This window comes from Pseudohongiella sp. O18 (assembly GCF_021729085.1).
Lineage (GTDB): Bacteria > Pseudomonadota > Gammaproteobacteria > Pseudomonadales > Pseudohongiellaceae > Pseudohongiella.
This window is the reverse complement of the sequence record NZ_JAJSAR010000003.1, coordinates 1-17,387: the sequence shown is the minus strand read 5'-3', so window position 1 is coordinate 17,387 and position 17,387 is coordinate 1. Positions and strand designations below refer to the sequence as shown.

Below are 17,387 nucleotides of genomic sequence, written 5' to 3'. Positions count from 1 at the left end.
ATGTGGTCAAATAAAACTATAGCAGCTCTTCCGCAGATCGATGGGTGGTGCTGTGTCTGATTTTCTGATTTGCGGAGGCGGCATATCCGGATTGCTGGTTGCGCGTGAGCTGGTACTGGCAGGTGCGACCGTGCATCTGGTGGAGCGCGGCCGGATAGGTGCAGAGGCATCCTGGGCTGGTGGTGGTATCGTTTCACCACTTTATCCATGGCGTTACGAGGATGCGGTATCGGCTCTGGCCAATCAGGCCCAGGACGCCTACCCGTCACTGGCTGGCAGTCTGTACGCAGAAACCGGTATTGATCCGGAACTCAATGAGTGTGGACTGCTGATGCTGGACGCCGAGGACCACGTTGAGGCACTTGATTGGGCCAGTCGATTTGGGCGGCAGATGAGCCTGTGGCAGGCAGATCACGTTTATCGGCACGAGCCCGCACTTGCCGAGGGGTTCACACAGGCGCTGGCAATGCCAAAGGTGGCCAACATTCGCAATCCCCGGCTGTTAAAAGCCTTGCATCAATGGCTTCGGCAGCATGCCTCGGCAACCATAACGGAGAACTGCGAAGTGCTTGGCCTGAACCACACCGGCGGCACAGTTCAAAGTGTAAGCGCCAACGTGGGCGGACAGAAGAAGTCTCTCACGGCAAGCCACGTTGTAATCACAGCAGGTGCCTGGGCGGGCTCACTGCTCAAGGCTGCGGGCCTCAACGTTCCCATCGAACCGGTCAAGGGTCAGATGATGCTGTACAGGGCAGATCGGCAGCTGCTGAGAGGTATCGTTCTGAATCAGGGACGCTATCTGATTCCCCGGCGCGACAATCATATACTTATCGGCAGCACGCTGGAGGCAGCAGGCTTCGACAAGACAACCACCCAGCAGGCGTATGAGAGTTTAAAAATCTCAGCAGAACGGATGTTGCCCGCGCTTGCCGATGTTCCGATCGTAAACCACTGGGCCGGCCTCAGGCCTGGGGCTCCGCGGGGCGTTCCGTTTATTGGTGCATTGCCCGGCTTCAAGAATCTCTCGATCAATGCTGGCCACTACCGTAATGGACTGGTTCTGGCGCCGGCCTCGGCGGCTTTGCTGGCGGACCTGGTAACAGGCAGGCGACCAAAAATTGACCCGCGTCCCTATGACCCGGCTCATCGCCTGGCAAACACAAGTTTTGCCTCGCATTCGATTATCGCTGACAATAGCGCGCAACCGCGAACACAGCACCGTTAGTACCCCGGAGACAGGCACGATATGGCAAGACAGCTCAGGCTGGTAATGGCCCAGTTGAATTTATTGGCAGGCGATATCGCCGGCAACGCTGATCGCGTTCTGGATACGGCAAAACAGGCGATTGCTGAGCACCAGGCCGATGTTGTGGTTTACCCGGAGCTGGCGCTGACCGCATACCCGCCGGAGGACCTGCTGTTGAGGCCCGCGCTGGCGACGCGTGTTGATGATGCCCTGGCGAAAATATGTGAGGCAGCCCTGCCGGCCTGGCTGGTGATCGGTTTTCCGCTTTACGAGCAGGGGCGGTTATTTAATGCGCTTGCTGTCATTCACGGTGGTGGTATCCAGGCCATCTATCGAAAGCAGTGCCTGCCAAATTATCAGGTGTTTGACGAGCGGCGCTACTTCAGTGCCGGTGACGCCCCCTGTCTGGTAGACATAGAAGGTGTGAAAACGGCATTCACCATTTGTGAGGATATCTGGGAGGCGGGACCTACCCGGCAGGCTGCGCAGGCGGGTGCGGCTCTGATGATCAATATCAATGCCTCGCCATTTCATCTGGACAAGATGGAACGCCGGCTGGCCTTGCTGGCAGATCGTGCTGCCAGCGCGGCGATGCCGATCGTATATGTCAATCAGGTTGGTGGGCAGGATGAGCTGGTATTCGACGGCAACTCCATGATTGCTGACGCGTCCGGCGAGGTTCAGGTTTGTGGTCCGGCATTTGCTGAAGCGCTGATCCCTGTGGCCCTTAATGTTGAGGCCGATGCGGTCACGTTCGCCAATCCACTGACGGCAACAACTGCACTGCCAGGCATAGAAAGTCGATGCTATCAGGCGATGGCGCTGGGGCTGCGTGATTACCTGCGCAAGAATGGCTTCAAAAAAGTTTTGCTTGGACTCTCTGGGGGTATCGATTCAGCACTCACGCTGGCTGTCGCGGTTGACGCGCTGGGAGCAGAGAATGTCAGCGCTGTGATGATGCCCTACGATTATACTTCGCCACTGAGCCTGCAGCTCGCCGAGCAGCAGGCCACACGGCTGGGTGTGGACTATCAGATCATTGCCATCAATGACATTTACCGTGCGTTTGAAGCCGCCCTGGCAGCGGAGTTCGCAGGTATGCCTCCCGACCTGACGGAACAGAATATTCAGGCGCGCTGCCGCGGCACTTTGCTGATGGCGATTTCAAACAAAAAAGGTGCACTGGTGGTGACTACCGGCAACAAGAGTGAGCTGGCGGTCGGTTACTGCACGCTCTACGGAGACATGGTGGGCGCCTTTAGTGTGCTGAAGGATGCCAGCAAGACGCTGGTATACAGACTGGCCCGCTATCGTAACGAAGTGGCTGCAGAAGCAGGGGAGACTGACATCATTCCCCAGGGGGTCATCGATCGTCCTCCGTCGGCTGAGCTTGCTCCGGATCAGCGCGACGATGATAACCTGCCACCTTACGATCGACTGGATGCGATCATGGCCATGTATGTGGAACAGGACATGAGTGCGGAGGCCATCATTCGCAGTGGACAGGATCGTGATGAAGTCTATCGTGTGCTCCGCCTTATTGATATCAATGAGTACAAGCGCCGTCAGGCGCCAATTGGCGTACGATTGACGGAGCGTGCGTTTGGACGGGACAGGCGCTATCCACTGACACACGGCTGGAAAATTGGCGATTGATGCCTATTCGCGCTGGCCAGCGGCTACAGACCACTCACCAGGTATGACAGGTAGACACTGCATATGCACACGATAATCCGTGACACCCTGACTGACTCTCAGGCTTATCTGGGAAACTTTCTTTCTGATGAAACCAATATTCAGGCAATTGCGGATGCCGCAGAAGTGCTGATAGCTGCACTGTCGCAGGACAAGGCGATCTACAGCTGCGGTAACGGCGGGTCAATGAGTGACGCCATGCATTTCGCTGAAGAGCTCACCGGGCGCTACCGTGATAATCGGGCGGCGCTGTCAGCTACGGCGATCAGCGATCCCGGGCATATCAGCTGTGTGGCCAACGACTTTGGGTATGAACATATTTTTTCCCGATATCTGCAGGGACGTGCTCGATCCGGCGACTGCCTGCTTGCGATCAGCACCAGTGGCACCAGCAAAAATGTCATCCGTGCGGCGGAGTACGCAAGAGAGTCGGGTATAGCTGTGGTCAGTCTTACCGGGAAGCCCGGTTCAGTACTGGGCACACTGGCCACGGTTGATATCAGCGCCGGTGCCAGTCGCTATGCGGACCGGGTGCAGGAAGTTCACATCAAGATTATTCACATCCTGATAGAACTGATTGAACGCCGTTTCTTTCCGGAAAACTACCCGTCAGCTCAAGGCTGACCGGGAGTCCCAGGTACGGGTTCAGAAGGTGTGCCGGGCGGTGGCTCGGTTGGCAGCACTCGCTCGTCGGCGCCGCGTCCGAAGCGTCCAAACGTCAGAATATTCAGCAGCGAACGACCAGACTCCAGTCCCGTCGTGTCTGGCTCAATAGAACGCTGGGGGCGCTGCGTGGGTGCTAGCGGTGTGTCATCGACGTTGCTGCCGAGCAGACCAAAACTGACCATGTATAGCAGTGAAGGGTCTGTGACATGATTGCGGACTATAAAGTCACCATCGCTGTCCAGCGATGCATGATCCGGGAAGTTGGTTCGCAGCAGCGCGAGTGAGGTATCAGCAAGGTCGTTCAGGCCAAGACGCAGGTAACACTCGACCATAATGGATACGGCATCGGCTACCGCCGGTGAGCCCTGAAAGTTCTCAACCACATATCTGGCGCGGTTAAGCGCGGCAATGTAGGCACGACGCTCAAGATAATAGTTGGCAACGTGGATTTCATGGATAGCCAGGTTGTTGCGCAAATAGATCATGCGCGCCCGGGCATCAGCCGCATAATCACTGTCCGGGTAAAGCGACAGCAGAATGGAAAACTCGTTAAATGCATCGCGAGCCCGGCTGATATCCCGCTTGGACTGATCCGTTGGCAGGAAACGGCTCATGAAACCGGTGTTCTCAGAAAAGCTGGCGACGCCTTTCAGATAATAGGCGTAGTCTATGCTGGGGTGATCGGGGTGCAGACGTATAAATCGATCCGCGGCAGCCCTGGCGCCTTCCAGATTACCACTTCGGTAATGCGCGTAGACCAGCTCCAGTTGGGCCTGAGAGGCAAACTGGCCGAACGGGAATCGCGACTCCAGCGCCTGGTAGGTGCGCACGGCAGCGCTGAAGTTGGAAGAGTTCAGCTGCCTGTTGGCGGTGCGATAGAATTGCTCTTCTGTCGACAGATTGGCAAACTCGTCACGTTCCTCGCTGTTAAACAGGGAACAGGACGCCAGACTCAGAAGTAACGTAAATAGCAGCAGGACTCGCACGCGGTAGACACCTCAAAAACATTCAAAACAGACTATAATGTCTGGTTGCAGTCGACTATTTAACCACATCAGTGCCACAGAACCCAAGGGCGCAGAGGCCTCAGTTTTACCATGACCGATACAATTAATCTTAGCGCCACCGTTCCCGAAGAGCTTGATGGCTCCCGCTTGGACCAGATTGCTGCGAATTTGTTCAATGACTATTCGCGGGGTCGACTGCAGCAGTGGATCAAGGACGGCGTGCTGCGCGTCAACGGACAGGAGCGTCGATCCAAAGACCGGCTGCTGACTGGCGATGTGCTGGAGCTACGCGCTGAGCCGGTAGCAGAGGAGGCCAGCGAATGGCAGGCTGAGCCGATCGAGCTCAATATCGTGTATGAAGATGAATCAGTCCTGGTCATCAACAAGGCCGCAGGCACCGTGGTTCACCCTGCTGCCGGCAATCGCTCCGGCACCCTGATGAATGGTCTGCTTCACCACTGCCCGGAACTGCACAATATCCCGCGTGCCGGGATTGTGCATCGACTGGACAAGGATACAACCGGGCTGATGGTGGTCGCCAAGACCCTGCCGGCACATCACCGGCTGGTCAGGCAGTTGCAGCGCCGTGAGGTGACGCGCCAGTATCAGGCAGTTGTCTGCGGTGTGCTGACAGCCGGCGGCTGCGTTGACGAGCCGCTGGGACGTCATCCGGTGCACCGGAAAAAACGCGCAGTAACCGAAAGTGGCAAAGAGGCCGTCACACACTATCGCGTGATTTCAAGATTCAAAGCGCACACCCATGTGCAGCTGCAGCTGGAAACCGGCCGTACCCACCAGATACGGGTACACATGGCGCATATCCGTTATCCGCTGGTTGGTGACCCACTGTATGGTGGTCGTTTGCATATACCATCCGGCGCGACACCGGCCCTGGCCGAGCAGTTGCGCGGATTCCACAGACAGGCCCTGCATGCAGCCAGACTTGGATTCTTACACCCCGCCAACGGTGAAGAAGTCAGCTGGGAGGTGCCATTGCCCGAGGACATGCAGATACTGATCAACACCTTGCAGGAAGATGCGCGTGGCAGATGATGACCGGGAGCTCTGGCAACACAGTGAGGACGGCCAGGTTTGCTGGCTGGTGCCGCAGTGGCCAGCGCCCGACTCAGTCTGTGCGCTGGTAACTTCGCGACAGGGCGGTGTCAGTGTTGGGCCGTATTGCGGGCTTAATCTTGGTACTCATGTTGATGATGATCCTGTACACGTGTCAGCAAACCGGGACCTGTTGGCGGAACAACTGCCGGCGGGATTGCGGCTGGGCTGGATGAAACAGGTGCACGGCACGCGTGTTATTGACGCAGCCACTATCGATGATGAGGTTCCGGAGGCTGACGCAGCGTGGGTGTCGACACCTGGCGCGGCGGCACTTGTAATGACTGCGGATTGTCTGCCGGTGTTCATAGCGGATCAGCAGGGCTCGGTCGCAGCGGTAGCGCACGCAGGCTGGCGCGGACTGCTGGATGGGATACTGGAAAATACTGTCGCCAGCCTGCCGGTGGATCCAGGCAAACTTCTGGCCTGGCTGGGGCCGGCCATCGCTGCCTGCCACTTTGAGGTGGGCGACGAAGTAAGAGAGGCCTTTCTGGGCCGGGCCGAAAGCACCACCCAGCGCTCTAAGATCGCGGACAGCTTCTTACGCAGCCCGCAGCACCCCGACAAGTGGATGATGGACATATACCAGGTCGCCAGAATCAGGCTACGTGCTGTTGGCGTTGAAGCCGTCCATGGCGGCGGTTTGTGTACCGTTTGTGACGATACCCACTTTTTTTCCTACCGTCGCGATGGTGTCACCGGACGCATGGCGAGTGTGATTTACATCAAACAATCCGCTACTTGACGCTTGTTGGGGAGCGGCCTACTTGAAATTCCCCCGTGTCACCGCAATCTTTATTGGCAACGAAGTTAGTAATCCGGCGTGCCCAGCCTCTCGCTTCCGCATGCCAATCGAGGTGATGCTATGAGAATGGATCAATTAACCAGTAAATTGCAGGCTGCCCTGGCGGATGCGCAGTCCATGGCCCTGGGCAATGACAACAATTTCATTGAACCCGTACATCTGATTTTGGCGCTGCTTGATCAGCGCGGTGGTTCAGTGCGGCCGCTGCTGTCGCAGACCGGTTTTAACATTCAGGAGTTGCGTGATGGTTTGCAGGCCATCGTCAAACGCCTGCCGACAGTGGAAGGCACCGGCGGTGACGTTGCCATGTCCAACGAGCTCGGGCGCCTGTTGAATCAGGCCGACAAGATATCGCAAAAAGGCGGTGACAAATATATTTCCAGTGAAACCGTCCTGCTTGCTGCCATGTCCGATAAGGGCGAGATGGGTAAACTGCTGAACAGCTTTGGCGTCAGTGAAAAAGCACTTGAAAATGCAATCCGCAATCTGCGTGGCGGCGATAAAGTGACGGATGCTGGTGCGGAAGACGCATTTCAGGCGCTGCAAAAATATTGTATCGATGTCACCGAGCGTGCCGAGCAGGGCAACCTGGATCCGGTGATTGGCCGTGACAGTGAAATTCGCCGAACCATTCAGGTGCTGCAGCGACGGACCAAGAACAACCCGGTGCTGATCGGTGAACCCGGCGTCGGCAAAACTGCTATCGTCGAAGGCCTTGCCCAGCGAATCGTCAACGGAGAGGTGCCGGAAGGTCTAAAAGACAAGCGCATTCTGGCACTGGACATGGGCGCCCTGATTGCAGGGGCCAAGTTCCGCGGCGAGTTCGAAGAACGTCTGAAAGCAGTGTTGAATGAGCTCTCCAAGCAGGAAGGCTCTGTCATTCTGTTTATCGATGAAATTCACACCATGGTCGGCGCCGGCAAAGCCGATGGTGCCATGGACGCAGGCAATATGCTGAAACCGGCGCTGGCACGCGGGGAATTGCATTGCGTCGGCGCGACAACACTTGATGAGTATCGACAGTACATTGAAAAGGACGCCGCACTGGAGCGACGCTTCCAGAAAGTGCTGGTCGAGGAGCCTTCCGAGGAAGACACCATTGCCATTCTGCGCGGGCTCAAGGAGCGCTACGAAGTGCACCATGGCGTACAGATTGCGGACGCAGCCATCATCGCCGCAGCTCGGCTGTCGCAGCGCTACATTCCGGATCGTCAGTTGCCCGACAAGGCTATCGACCTGATCGACGAGGCGGCCAGTCTTATCCGTATGGAGATTGACTCCAAACCTGAGGAAATGGACAAGCTGGAACGACGCCTGATCCAGTTGAAGATCGAGCGCGAGGCTCTCAAGAAGGAAGAAGATGAGGCGTCCAGGAAGCGACTCGAAAAGCTGGCTGACGATATTACCAGGGTAGAGAAAGAATACGCCGATCTGGAAGAAATATGGAAAGCGGAGAAAGCTTCTGTGCAAGGCACTCAGTCCATCAAGAGTAATCTGGAAAAGGCCCGGGCTGATCTGGAAATCGCCCGCCGGGCGGGCGACCTGGCGCGCATGTCTGAATTGCAGTACGGCATCATCCCCAATCTGGAGAAGACGCTGGATATGTCGACCCAGGCGGAAATGATGGAGATGAAGCTGTTGCGCAACCGCGTGACGGAAGAAGAGATCGCGGATGTCGTGTCGCGCTGGACCGGGATCCCTGTCTCGAAGATGCTGCAGAGTGACAAGCAGAAACTGCTGGAAATGGAGCATGCTCTGCACCGTCGGGTGATTGGGCAGGAGGAGGCCATATCTGCCGTCGCCAATGCCGTGCGCCGCTCCCGATCTGGTCTGTCGGATCCCAACCGTCCGAACGGTTCATTTCTGTTCCTGGGGCCGACCGGTGTTGGTAAAACCGAGTTGTGCAAGGCGCTGGCCGAGTTCCTGTTCGATACCGAGGAGGCGATGGTCCGAATCGATATGTCCGAATTCATGGAACAACATTCAGTTGCCAGGTTGATCGGCGCGCCGCCGGGGTATGTGGGTTATGAAGAGGGCGGTTATCTGACTGAAGCTGTCCGCCGCCGACCCTATTCAGTGCTGTTACTGGATGAGGTGGAGAAGGCGCACCCTGACGTATTCAACATCCTTCTGCAGGTGCTGGATGACGGACGCCTGACTGATGGACACGGTCGCACGGTGGACTTCCGAAATACGGTAATTGTAATGACGTCCAATCTGGGTTCGGATCGCATTCAGGAGATGCTGCTGGATCCGTCGGACGAGAACGCCTATGAGCAGGCCCGGCATGAAGTCATGAATGTGGTGACGCGACATTTCCGCCCGGAGTTTGTGAACCGCATCGACGAAACGGTGGTTTTCCACCCCTTGCTGGCCTCACAGATCAGGGGCATTGCGGATATCCAGATTGCCTCACTGAGCAAGCGGCTGCAGTACAACGACCTTGGACTCGAGGTGTCGCCAGCGGTGCTGGACCGGATTGCCGAGCTTGGTTACGACCCGGTTTACGGTGCGCGACCGCTAAAGCGAGCGATTCAAAACTGGATCGAGAACCCGCTGGCGCAGCGTGTGATAAAGGGTGAGTACCTGCCAGGTGACCGGATCACGATTGATGTTGGCGCCGACGGGTTCACATTCGGCAAGCAGGGGGCAGGCAGTCTGCACTGATGACTGCCCCTGTTGAAAGTCTCCTTGCGCCTTGACAACAGGCGGAATCATGGGACAATTGTCTGCTCACAACCGGCGCTCCACTCTGAGTGTCCGGTTGCTGCAGACTGAGAAGGTAACCCCCTCCCCGACTCTGCAAGACAGGCCACAACAATTATTGCCGACAGCCTGTCGACCGGTGTGCCGCAATCGGCGCCCACACCGGTTCCTCATAGGTGACTGACAAACCACCTATGGCTTCAAAGTGTTACAACGCAAGAAGCCGCTCATCTTTTGATATAAACTAGCGCCGGATTATCGCGACCTCGCGGTATTCCTTCGATGTCATTGCGACATGGAAAATTGGATTCAATAGAGGCTAAGACTGTGGAATTGCTTTCTGGTGGTGAAATGCTGATTCGTGCTCTGCACGACGAGGGCGTTGAGCTTATGTTCGGTTATCCGGGCGGCGCAGCGCTGCATATTTACGATGCGATATTCAACCAGGACAAGGTGGATCACATTCTGGTACGACACGAGCAGGCGGCGACGCACGCTGCCGACGGTTATGCCAGAGCCACCGGCAAGCCTGGTGTGGTGCTGGTGACCTCGGGCCCTGGTGCCACCAATGCCATTACCGGTATCGCAACTGCGTTTATGGACTCCATTCCGATGGTGGTGATCTCCGGTCAGGTTGACAGCTCGCTGATCGGTTCCGACGCATTCCAGGAAACCGACATGGTGGGTGTCTCTCGCCCCATCGTCAAACACAGCTTCATGGTTCAGAAAGCTGAAGATATTCCTGCCGTTGTCAAAAAGGCGTTCTACATTGCGACCACCGGCCGGCCTGGCCCGGTTGTCATTGATGTCCCGAAGGACGTCACAGATCCGGCACGCAAATTTGAGTATCGCTATCCTGAATCAGTGAAGATGCGCTCCTACTCGGTGCCCGCGAAAGGTCACACCGGGCAGATCAAAAAAGCAGTGGAAATTCTGTTGGCGGCCAAGCGTCCGGTTATTTACGCCGGCGGTGGTGTTATACAGGGTAACGGCTCAGAGCTGCTGACCCGCCTGGCGCAAACACTCGGGTTTCCGATTACCAATACATTGATGGGTCTGGGTGCTTACCCGGCTACGGACAAACAGTTTCTCGGCATGCTGGGTATGCACGGTACCTACGAAGCCAATATGGCCATGCATTTCAGCGATGTGGTGCTGGGTATTGGTGTTCGCTTTGACGATCGTGTGACCAATGCTGTCAACAAATTCTGCCCGGGGGCCAAGATTCTTCATGTTGATATCGACCCAGCATCGATCTCCAAAACCGTCGCTGCTGATGTCCCCATCGTGGGTTCGGTCACCAGTGTTCTGGAAGAAATGCTGGAGTTGATTGGTAGCGCGGACGCCCGTGTCGACAGTAAGTCGCTTGAATTGTGGTGGCAGCAGATTGAGGGCTGGCGGGCCAAGCAGTGCCTGAAAGTCAAATCTGCAGAGGGTGAAACCATCAAGCCTCAGCAGGCGGTTCAGAGTGTTTACAAGGCAACGCGAGGCGAAGCCTATGTATCCTCTGATGTGGGTCAGCACCAGATGTTTGCCGCGCAGTATTACCATTTCGACAAGCCACGCCGCTGGATCAACTCCGGCGGACTGGGCACCATGGGTTTTGGTTTTCCTGCCGCGATTGGCGTGCAGCTGGCCTATCCTGACGCAATCTCAGTCTGTATCACAGGCGAGGGCAGTATTCAGATGTGTATACAGGAACTGGCTACCTGTCTGCAGTATGGTCTGCCGATCAAGATTGTGTGTCTGAACAACCAGGCGCTGGGTATGGTCAAGCAGTGGCAGGACATGCAATACGGTGGGCGTCACTCGCACAGCACCTATTCTGAATCACTGCCTGACTTTATCAAGCTGGTAGAGGCTTACGGGCACGTCGGAATGCGCATTGAGAAACTGTCCGAGCTGGACAGCAAAATGGAAGAAGCATTCGCGCTGAAGGACAAGCTGGTATTTATCGATGTGGCAGTGGATCAGGCTGAGCATGTTTACCCGATGGCTATCAAAGGCGGGTCAATGAAAGACATGTGGTTGAGCAAAACGGAGAGAACATAAGATGCGGCACATAATTTCCATACTGTTGGAGAATGAACCTGGCGCCCTGTCTCGTGTTGTCGGTTTGTTTTCTCAGCGTAACTACAATATTGAATCACTCACTGTGGCACCAACTGAAGACCACACGCTGTCACGATTGACGATCACCACCATTGGCGATGATCGTAAGATCGAGCAGATCACCAAACACCTGAACAAACTGATCGATGTGGTGAAACTGGTGGATTTGACGGAGGGTTCGCATATTGAACGCGAACTGATGTTGATCAAGGTGAAGGCCACCGGCGCTCAACGTGCCGAGATCAAGCGCACCACGGATATTTTCCGTGGACAGATCGTTGATGTGACCAGCACGGTTTACAGCATTCAGTTGACCGGAACCTCTGACAAGCTTGACAGCTTCATCGCTGCTCTGGGCAATGCAGCGGTACTGGAAGTGGCGCGTACCGGTGTGACCGGTATTTCAAGAGGTGAGAAAGTACTGAGCCTGTGAAGGCTCAGTTATCCCGGTGTGGTGAGCCGCGGACATGCTTTATTTAAAGTATGAATGCGGCTGATATGTGATCTGTGCCGAATGCACTGAGGAAAATAAGTAAACGTTAGCGAATCTCAAATCTGCATTATCTTGATTGACGTGAGCACCTGCGCCTGGAAGGGCACAGGTGACTCACTATCACAGAGGCGATTTAGATCGCCTTTTTCATCGCAGTCATGTAAGAGCGCAGACGACGACCTACAATCTCGATCGGATGGTTACGGATAGACTGGTTCACAGCAATCAGTGCCGTGTTGTCGACGTTGTTGTCGCTCAACTGCAGGCCCTTGCCGATTACGTCAGTGTCAACTTTCTGCATGAAACCTTCCAGCAGCGGCACTGCTGCGTGTGAGAACAGATAGCAGCCATACTCAGCAGTATCTGAGATCACCTTGTTCATTTCATACAGCTTTTTACGACCGATCAGGTTGGCGATCAGTGGTGTCTCGTGCAGTGACTCGTAGTAGGCGGACTCTTCGATAATGCCTGCGTCCGTCATGGTCTCAAAGGCCAGCTCTACACCGGCTTTCAGAAAGGCGGCCATCAGAATGCCGTTGTCGTAATACTCCTGTTCAGAAATATCCATGTCACCGGCAGTCGACTTTTCGAATGCTGTCTCACCGGTCTGTTCGCGCCAGGTCAACAGGTTCTTGTCGTCATTTGCCCAGTCTTCCATCATGGTGCGTGAAAACTCACCGCTCATGATGTCGTCCATATGTTTCTGGAACAGTGGTGCCATAATTTCTTTAAGTTCCTGGGCCAGTGAGTTGGCAACCAGCTTGGCAGGATTGGACAGACGGTCCATCATGTTGGTGATGCCGCCGTGCTTGAGGCCTTCAGAAATAACTTCCCAGCCATGCTGGATCAGTTTGGATGCATAACCGGCTTCGACACCTTTCTCGATCATGCGGTTGTAGCAAAGAATGGAGCCGGTCTGCAGTACGCCACAAAGAATGGTCTGCTCACCCATCAGGTCGGATTTTACTTCCGCAATAAAAGAAGACTCCAGAACACCTGCACGATGACCGCCGGTAGCAGCCGCGTATGCCTTGGCCAGTTCCAGGCCTTCGCCCTGCGGATCGTTCTCCGGGTGAACCGCGATCAGGGTCGGTACACCAAAGCCACGTTTGTACTCTTCGCGGACTTCTGAGCCCGGGCACTTGGGCGCTACCATGATGACGGTCAGGTCGTCACGGATCTGCATGCCTTCTTCAACAATGTTGAAGCCATGTGAGTAGGCCAGGCAGGCGCCTTTTTTCATCAATGGCATGACCTGCTTGATAACAGAGGTATGCTGCTTGTCCGGTGTCAGGTTGAGTACCAGGTCGGCCTGTGGAATCAGGTCTTCGTAAGTGCCGGCGGTAAAGCCATTTTCTGTGGCGTTTTTCCATGACTGGCGCTTCTCGGCAATAGCCTCAGCGCGCAGGGCGTAGCTGATATCCAGGCCGCTGTCACGCATGTTGAGGCCTTGGTTAAGGCCTTGTGCGCCGCAACCGACGATGACTACTTTCTTGCCCAGCAGACGGTTGACGCCATCAGCGAATTCGGCTGTATCCATAAAACGGCATTTGCCGAGTTGCTGCAGTTGCTGGCGCAGTGACAAGGTGTTGAAGTAATTCATAATCCGGTCCTTTATTGCAATCAGGTTGAATTTGGTCAGGCGGCCATACTAATAGGTGAGCATGCTTGCGTAAAATGATATATTGTCAATTTCGTATTGCGAAAATTGCAATAAAATCGACTGGCGCGCCAGAGAGGCACGGTATCTTGGCATGGATATCAGAGATCTAAAAATGTTTTTGGCTTTGGCGCGCACGCTGCATTTCGCCAAAGCCAGTCGCGAACTTCACATCAGTGCGTCGGGGTTGACGCGCGCCATTCAGCGACTGGAGCAGGAGCTCGGGGTGGTTTTGTTTGAGCGTGATCGGCGCTCGGTCAAACTGACGGCCGAGGCCTACCTGGTCAGGGATTTTGCGAACGATGTCGTTGATCGCTGGCAGCTTCTCCAGGCAGGGCTGCAATCCGACGAAGTGGTGCGAGGGGCTTTGAGTCTGTTCTGTTCGGTGACCGCGAGCTACAGCTTTCTGCAGGCCTTGATGCAGAGGTTTCGTGCCGAATATCCGCAGGTTGAGCTGCAATTGCACACAGGTGATTCGGCGCAGGCCCTGTCACGCGTGAGCGATGAGCTTGATGCTCTGGCAATAGCAGCGCTTCCTGAGCAGCTGCCTGACAGTATGGAGTTTCTGCCACTTGGCCATTCGCCACTGGTGTGTATCGGACCCACGATCGACTGCCCGTTGCGCCAGGCCTTGCAGCGGGCTGAGCAGATAAATAAGTATGATTGGGCGCAGATCCCGTTGATACTCTCTGAAACAGGCCTGTCGCGCCAACGCCTTGAGCAGTGGTTTCACCAGCGTGGTATTAAACCGCAGGTTTATGCGCAGGTATCCGGACATGAAGCCATGGTCAGCATGGTCAGTCTTGGCTGTGGTATTGCCGTGGTGCCGCGGGTTGTCGTTGACAACAGTCCATCGAGTGCGCACATTGAAGTGCTTCCGGTCATGACTGAGCTGGAGCCATTCACAATCGGCCTCTGTGCGCTGAAGCGCCGCTTGAGCAATCCGCTGATCAACGCTTTCTGGAAAGTGACCGAATCATTGTCCGACCGGCATGAGCGCTCACTGCAGCGTTTTGACAAGCGTGTATAATCGGGTGTACCGAGTGTGGTAAAGAATCACCAACAACAGCGAGTAATACATGAGCGATAAGTCGCAGCAAGACAACAACTCACAGGATGACAGCGACAGCTTTATTCCGATCGATGAACACGAAGAGTTTGTGTCAGAGGGCGGGCGCAAGATCAGCCGCAAAGGCATTTATCTGCTGCCCAATCTGCTGACGCTGGGCGCTTTGTTCGCGGGTTTCTACGCGATCATAGCTGGTATGAATGGCAATTTTAATGCGGCTGGCTGGGCGATTCTGGTGGCCGCCGTTATGGACGGGCTGGATGGTCGCGTGGCCCGGTTGACCAACACCCAAAGCGCCTTCGGTGCGCAGTTCGACAGTCTGGCAGACATGGTGTCCTTTGGTGTGGCGCCGGCGCTGATCATTTTCAGCTGGACGCTGTCCTCACTGGGCAATGCGGGCTGGGCCGCGAGTTTCATCTTCATGTCCTGTGCGGCGCTGCGGCTGGCGCGCTTCAATGTGCAGCTGGGCACCGTCGACAAACGTTTTTTTGTTGGTTTGCAAAGTCCGGTCGCGGCTGGGCTGGTAACATTCGTGGTGTGGGTTGCGTATAAATACAATATTCAGCCAGGTTACTGGACTGCGATCGGTGCAGCATTGCTGACAGCGATTACCGGTTTGTTGATGGTGTCAAATTACCGGTATTACAGCTTCAAAGAGATACACTTCAAAGGGACTGTCCCCTACGTCGTATTCGTGATGGCAGTAGTATTGCTGGTGGTGATCGCGCAGCGCCCGCATGAAGTGCTGCTTACCATGTGCGTAGTTTACGTTTGTTCCGGTCCTGTTATTGGAGCATACAAGAAGTTAAAGCTGCGTCGCGAGCAAACCGGACAGTCGGCTGAACCGTAATGACAGTCAGGCCAATGAAAGCACCTTAGTTTCAGACACCCAAGTCTCAGGGAGTGCAGTTATGTTGATCAAGACCAAACGAGAAATACCGTCATCAGAGATTACACCTGAGTCAGTTTATCGCAACCGTCGTAAATTCATGACTGATGCCTTGAGTTTTGGGGCGGTGGGTGCTTCCGGACTGTTGATGCCTGGTCTGGCGGGTGCAGCCTCTGGCGATGGCCTGCGTGCCAGGGCGCCGGCGGACCTTGAGCGATCAGCGCCGGCGCAGTGGTGGGAAGATAAGTTCAGCAATATTGAAGCAGCGGAGCGGGGCGGCCCGTTCTGGACAGACGAGTCTCTGACGCCTTACCAGGATGTCGTGACTTACAATAACTTTTACGAGTTTGGCATGGACAAGGAAGATCCCTACCGTAACTCGCAGTCTTTTAATGTCGACCCCTGGTCTATTGATATCGGGGGTGAATGCGCGAAACCCGGCGTGTACCATCTGGAAGACCTGGTGCAACCTGCGCAACTGGAAGAGCGAATCTATCGCCTGCGCTGTGTAGAGCGATGGTCGATGGTGATTCCCTGGGTTGGCTTTTCGCTGGCTTCCCTGATCGAACGAATGGAGCCGACCTCAAAAGCCAAATATGTCGCCTTTGAAACGCTGGTGGACCCTGAGCAGATGCCCGCTCAACGCAGTCGTTTCAGTATCGTCGACTGGCCCTATCGGGAAGGGCTGCGCATGGATGAGGCGATGAATCCGCTGACTTTCCTGGCGGTAGGTCTCTATGGTAACTACATGCCACCTCAGAATGGGGCGCCGATCAGGCTGGTAGTACCCTGGAAGTACGGCTTCAAGAGCGTCAAGTCCATCGTCAAGATCCGATTTGTTGAAGAAGAGCCGCCCACCACATGGAATATGATGCAGCCAAATGAATATGGTTTTTATGCCAATGTGAATCCGAATGTTCACCACCCGCGCTGGCGTCAGGACATGGAAACAAGGCTGCCGCGTACCCTGTTCAGCCCGTCGCGTCAGGAGACCCTGATGTTTAATGGCTATGGAGAGGAAGTGGCGCATCTGTATCAGGGTATGGACCTGTCCCGTTATTACTAGGCCCGTTATTACCAGGAGAAAGGATTGACTGCGCGAGCTGCGCCGGACTGGCGACGCAACCCTTCGCTATGGCGTTGGATCAGGTGGGGCATCTGGGGTTTGGCCTGCATGCCTTTCCTCTATTTGTTGCTGGGTGCGATACAGAATACCCTCGGGGCTGACCCTGCTAAAGAACTTGCTCTGGAAACGGGTCGCTGGACTTTGCGTTTTCTGCTGATGAGTCTGGCAATCACGCCAATGCGAGAACTGATGGGGCTTACCGGAGCGGCTCCGCTGCGCAGGACCCTGGGCCTGTTCGCACTGTTCTATGCCAGTCTGCACTTTGTAGTGTATGTCGTGTTTCTGCTCGAGCTGCGCTGGTTCGAGGTCGGTGACGATATTCTGGAGAGGCCTTATATCACGGTCGGCTTTGTATCTTTTCTGATTCTGGCCGCCATGGGAGCAACATCTCCCAAGCGTATGGTGCGTCTGATGGGCAGGCGTTGGAAACCGCTTCACCGACTGGTTTATGTTGCCGCTATTCTCGGTGTATTACACCTCACCTGGATTTTGCGTACAGATGTTTTCGACGCAGTATTTTATGGTACACTACTCGCCCTGCTTTTGGGGTACCGACTAGTGCAGTATCTTAGGCGACAGGCCAGGCGATCAAATCGCGCCGGCGCATCGTCAGTTTCGAGTCAGTAACCCAGTCAGGTACGCAGGTTTCAATCGCACACTGGTGCGTAATATTGGGACCTCGTCAGGGCTCGACAAAACTTCTTAACAAATTTTTGTCAAAGTGCTTGCAGGCATCAAAAACTGTGGCATAATGCGCGCCCCTGACAGCTGAAGGGCAACTTCAGCAGGCAGGCCCGGTA

At 55.4% G+C, this 17,387-nt stretch carries 14 protein-coding genes; 12 read left to right on the top strand and 2 right to left on the bottom strand.

Annotation, left to right across the window (positions count from 1 at the left end; genetic code table 11):
- Positions 1 to 52: 52 nt before the first annotated feature.
- The 3 genes from thiO to LVD14_RS13775 all read left to right on the top strand — a co-directional run bounded on the left by thiO (position 53) and on the right by LVD14_RS13775 (position 3,565).
- Complete coding sequence (gene thiO, locus LVD14_RS13785; RefSeq protein ID WP_411268292.1) at positions 53 to 1,225, top strand: glycine oxidase ThiO; 1,173 nt, start codon at positions 53 to 55, stop codon at positions 1,223 to 1,225.
- A gap of 21 nt (positions 1,226 to 1,246) precedes the next feature.
- A complete protein-coding gene (locus LVD14_RS13780) occupies positions 1,247 to 2,902 on the top strand; it encodes an NAD+ synthase (protein ID WP_237134699.1) in 1,656 nt (551 codons plus the stop codon).
- A gap of 63 nt (positions 2,903 to 2,965) precedes the next feature.
- Entirely contained in the window at positions 2,966 to 3,565 is a 600-nt protein-coding gene (locus tag LVD14_RS13775; RefSeq protein ID WP_237134698.1) for an SIS domain-containing protein, read from the top strand.
- On the opposite strand, the gene LVD14_RS13770 is transcribed toward LVD14_RS13775, so the two are convergent.
- Positions 3,556 to 4,593 (bottom strand): outer membrane protein assembly factor BamD, encoded by a 1,038-nt coding sequence (locus LVD14_RS13770; protein ID WP_237134697.1) that lies wholly within the window; start codon positions 4,591 to 4,593, stop codon positions 3,556 to 3,558. The genes LVD14_RS13775 and LVD14_RS13770 overlap by 10 nt on opposite strands.
- Before the next feature lie 111 nt (positions 4,594 to 4,704).
- Here LVD14_RS13770 and rluD point away from each other — a divergent pair, with 111 nt between their 5' ends.
- The 5 genes from rluD (at position 4,705) to ilvN (ending at position 11,783) form a co-directional block, all read left to right on the top strand.
- Entirely contained in the window at positions 4,705 to 5,667 is a 963-nt protein-coding gene (gene rluD / locus LVD14_RS13765) for a 23S rRNA pseudouridine(1911/1915/1917) synthase RluD (RefSeq protein WP_237134696.1), read from the top strand.
- Complete coding sequence (pgeF, locus tag LVD14_RS13760) at positions 5,657 to 6,472, top strand: peptidoglycan editing factor PgeF (RefSeq protein ID WP_237134695.1); 816 nt, start codon at positions 5,657 to 5,659, stop codon at positions 6,470 to 6,472. Before rluD ends, pgeF begins: the two co-directional genes overlap by 11 nt.
- Before the next feature lie 120 nt (positions 6,473 to 6,592).
- Entirely contained in the window at positions 6,593 to 9,199 is a 2,607-nt protein-coding gene (gene clpB / locus LVD14_RS13755) for an ATP-dependent chaperone ClpB (RefSeq protein WP_237134694.1), read from the top strand.
- Positions 9,200 to 9,565: 366 nt separating this feature from the next.
- Entirely contained in the window at positions 9,566 to 11,290 is a 1,725-nt protein-coding gene (locus LVD14_RS13750) for an acetolactate synthase 3 large subunit (RefSeq protein WP_237134693.1), read from the top strand.
- A 1-nt stretch (position 11,291) separates the two neighbouring features.
- On the top strand, positions 11,292 to 11,783 hold the full coding sequence (ilvN, locus tag LVD14_RS13745) for an acetolactate synthase small subunit (protein ID WP_237134692.1): 492 nt from the start codon (positions 11,292 to 11,294) through the stop codon (positions 11,781 to 11,783).
- A gap of 193 nt (positions 11,784 to 11,976) precedes the next feature.
- On the opposite strand, the gene ilvC is transcribed toward ilvN, so the two are convergent.
- Positions 11,977 to 13,446, bottom strand: coding sequence for a ketol-acid reductoisomerase (gene ilvC, locus LVD14_RS13740; RefSeq protein WP_272907347.1), 1,470 nt, complete (start codon positions 13,444 to 13,446; stop codon positions 11,977 to 11,979).
- Positions 13,447 to 13,597: 151 nt separating this feature from the next.
- On the opposite strand from ilvC, the gene ilvY reads away from it, so the two are divergent.
- From ilvY to LVD14_RS13720, 4 genes are all read left to right on the top strand, one after another.
- Positions 13,598 to 14,533 carry an HTH-type transcriptional activator IlvY gene (ilvY, locus tag LVD14_RS13735; RefSeq protein WP_237134691.1) on the top strand — a complete coding sequence of 312 codons (936 nt, stop codon included), beginning with the start codon at positions 13,598 to 13,600 and terminating at the stop codon, positions 14,531 to 14,533.
- A 49-nt stretch (positions 14,534 to 14,582) separates the two neighbouring features.
- A complete protein-coding gene (gene pssA, locus LVD14_RS13730; protein WP_237134690.1) occupies positions 14,583 to 15,422 on the top strand; it encodes a CDP-diacylglycerol--serine O-phosphatidyltransferase in 840 nt (279 codons plus the stop codon).
- Between the two features lie 61 nt (positions 15,423 to 15,483).
- The gene (gene msrP / locus LVD14_RS13725; RefSeq protein WP_237134689.1) at positions 15,484 to 16,527 is read left to right on the top strand and encodes a protein-methionine-sulfoxide reductase catalytic subunit MsrP; all 1,044 of its coding nucleotides are present in this window, start codon (positions 15,484 to 15,486) and stop codon (positions 16,525 to 16,527) included.
- A 108-nt stretch (positions 16,528 to 16,635) separates the two neighbouring features.
- Entirely contained in the window at positions 16,636 to 17,214 is a 579-nt protein-coding gene (locus tag LVD14_RS13720; protein WP_237134688.1) for a sulfite oxidase heme-binding subunit YedZ, read from the top strand.
- Positions 17,215 to 17,387: the final 173 nt, after the last annotated feature.

Bases quoted from the DNA above. Each gene is read 5' to 3' on its own strand.
- rluD (WP_237134696.1), top strand. From the start codon at position 4,705: ATGACCGATACAATTAATCTTAGCGCCACCGTTCCCGAAGAGCTTGAT.
- LVD14_RS13720 (WP_237134688.1), top strand. From the start codon at position 16,636: ATGCCTTTCCTCTATTTGTTGCTGGGTGCGATACAGAATACCCTCGGG.
- ilvC (WP_272907347.1), bottom strand. From the start codon at position 13,446: ATGAATTACTTCAACACCTTGTCACTGCGCCAGCAACTGCAGCAACTC.
- ilvN (WP_237134692.1), top strand. From the start codon at position 11,292: ATGCGGCACATAATTTCCATACTGTTGGAGAATGAACCTGGCGCCCTG.
- pssA (WP_237134690.1), top strand. From the start codon at position 14,583: ATGAGCGATAAGTCGCAGCAAGACAACAACTCACAGGATGACAGCGAC.
- LVD14_RS13780 (WP_237134699.1), top strand. From the start codon at position 1,247: ATGGCAAGACAGCTCAGGCTGGTAATGGCCCAGTTGAATTTATTGGCA.
- msrP (WP_237134689.1), top strand. From the start codon at position 15,484: ATGTTGATCAAGACCAAACGAGAAATACCGTCATCAGAGATTACACCT.
- LVD14_RS13775 (WP_237134698.1), top strand. From the start codon at position 2,966: ATGCACACGATAATCCGTGACACCCTGACTGACTCTCAGGCTTATCTG.
- clpB (WP_237134694.1), top strand. From the start codon at position 6,593: ATGAGAATGGATCAATTAACCAGTAAATTGCAGGCTGCCCTGGCGGAT.
- ilvY (WP_237134691.1), top strand. From the start codon at position 13,598: ATGGATATCAGAGATCTAAAAATGTTTTTGGCTTTGGCGCGCACGCTG.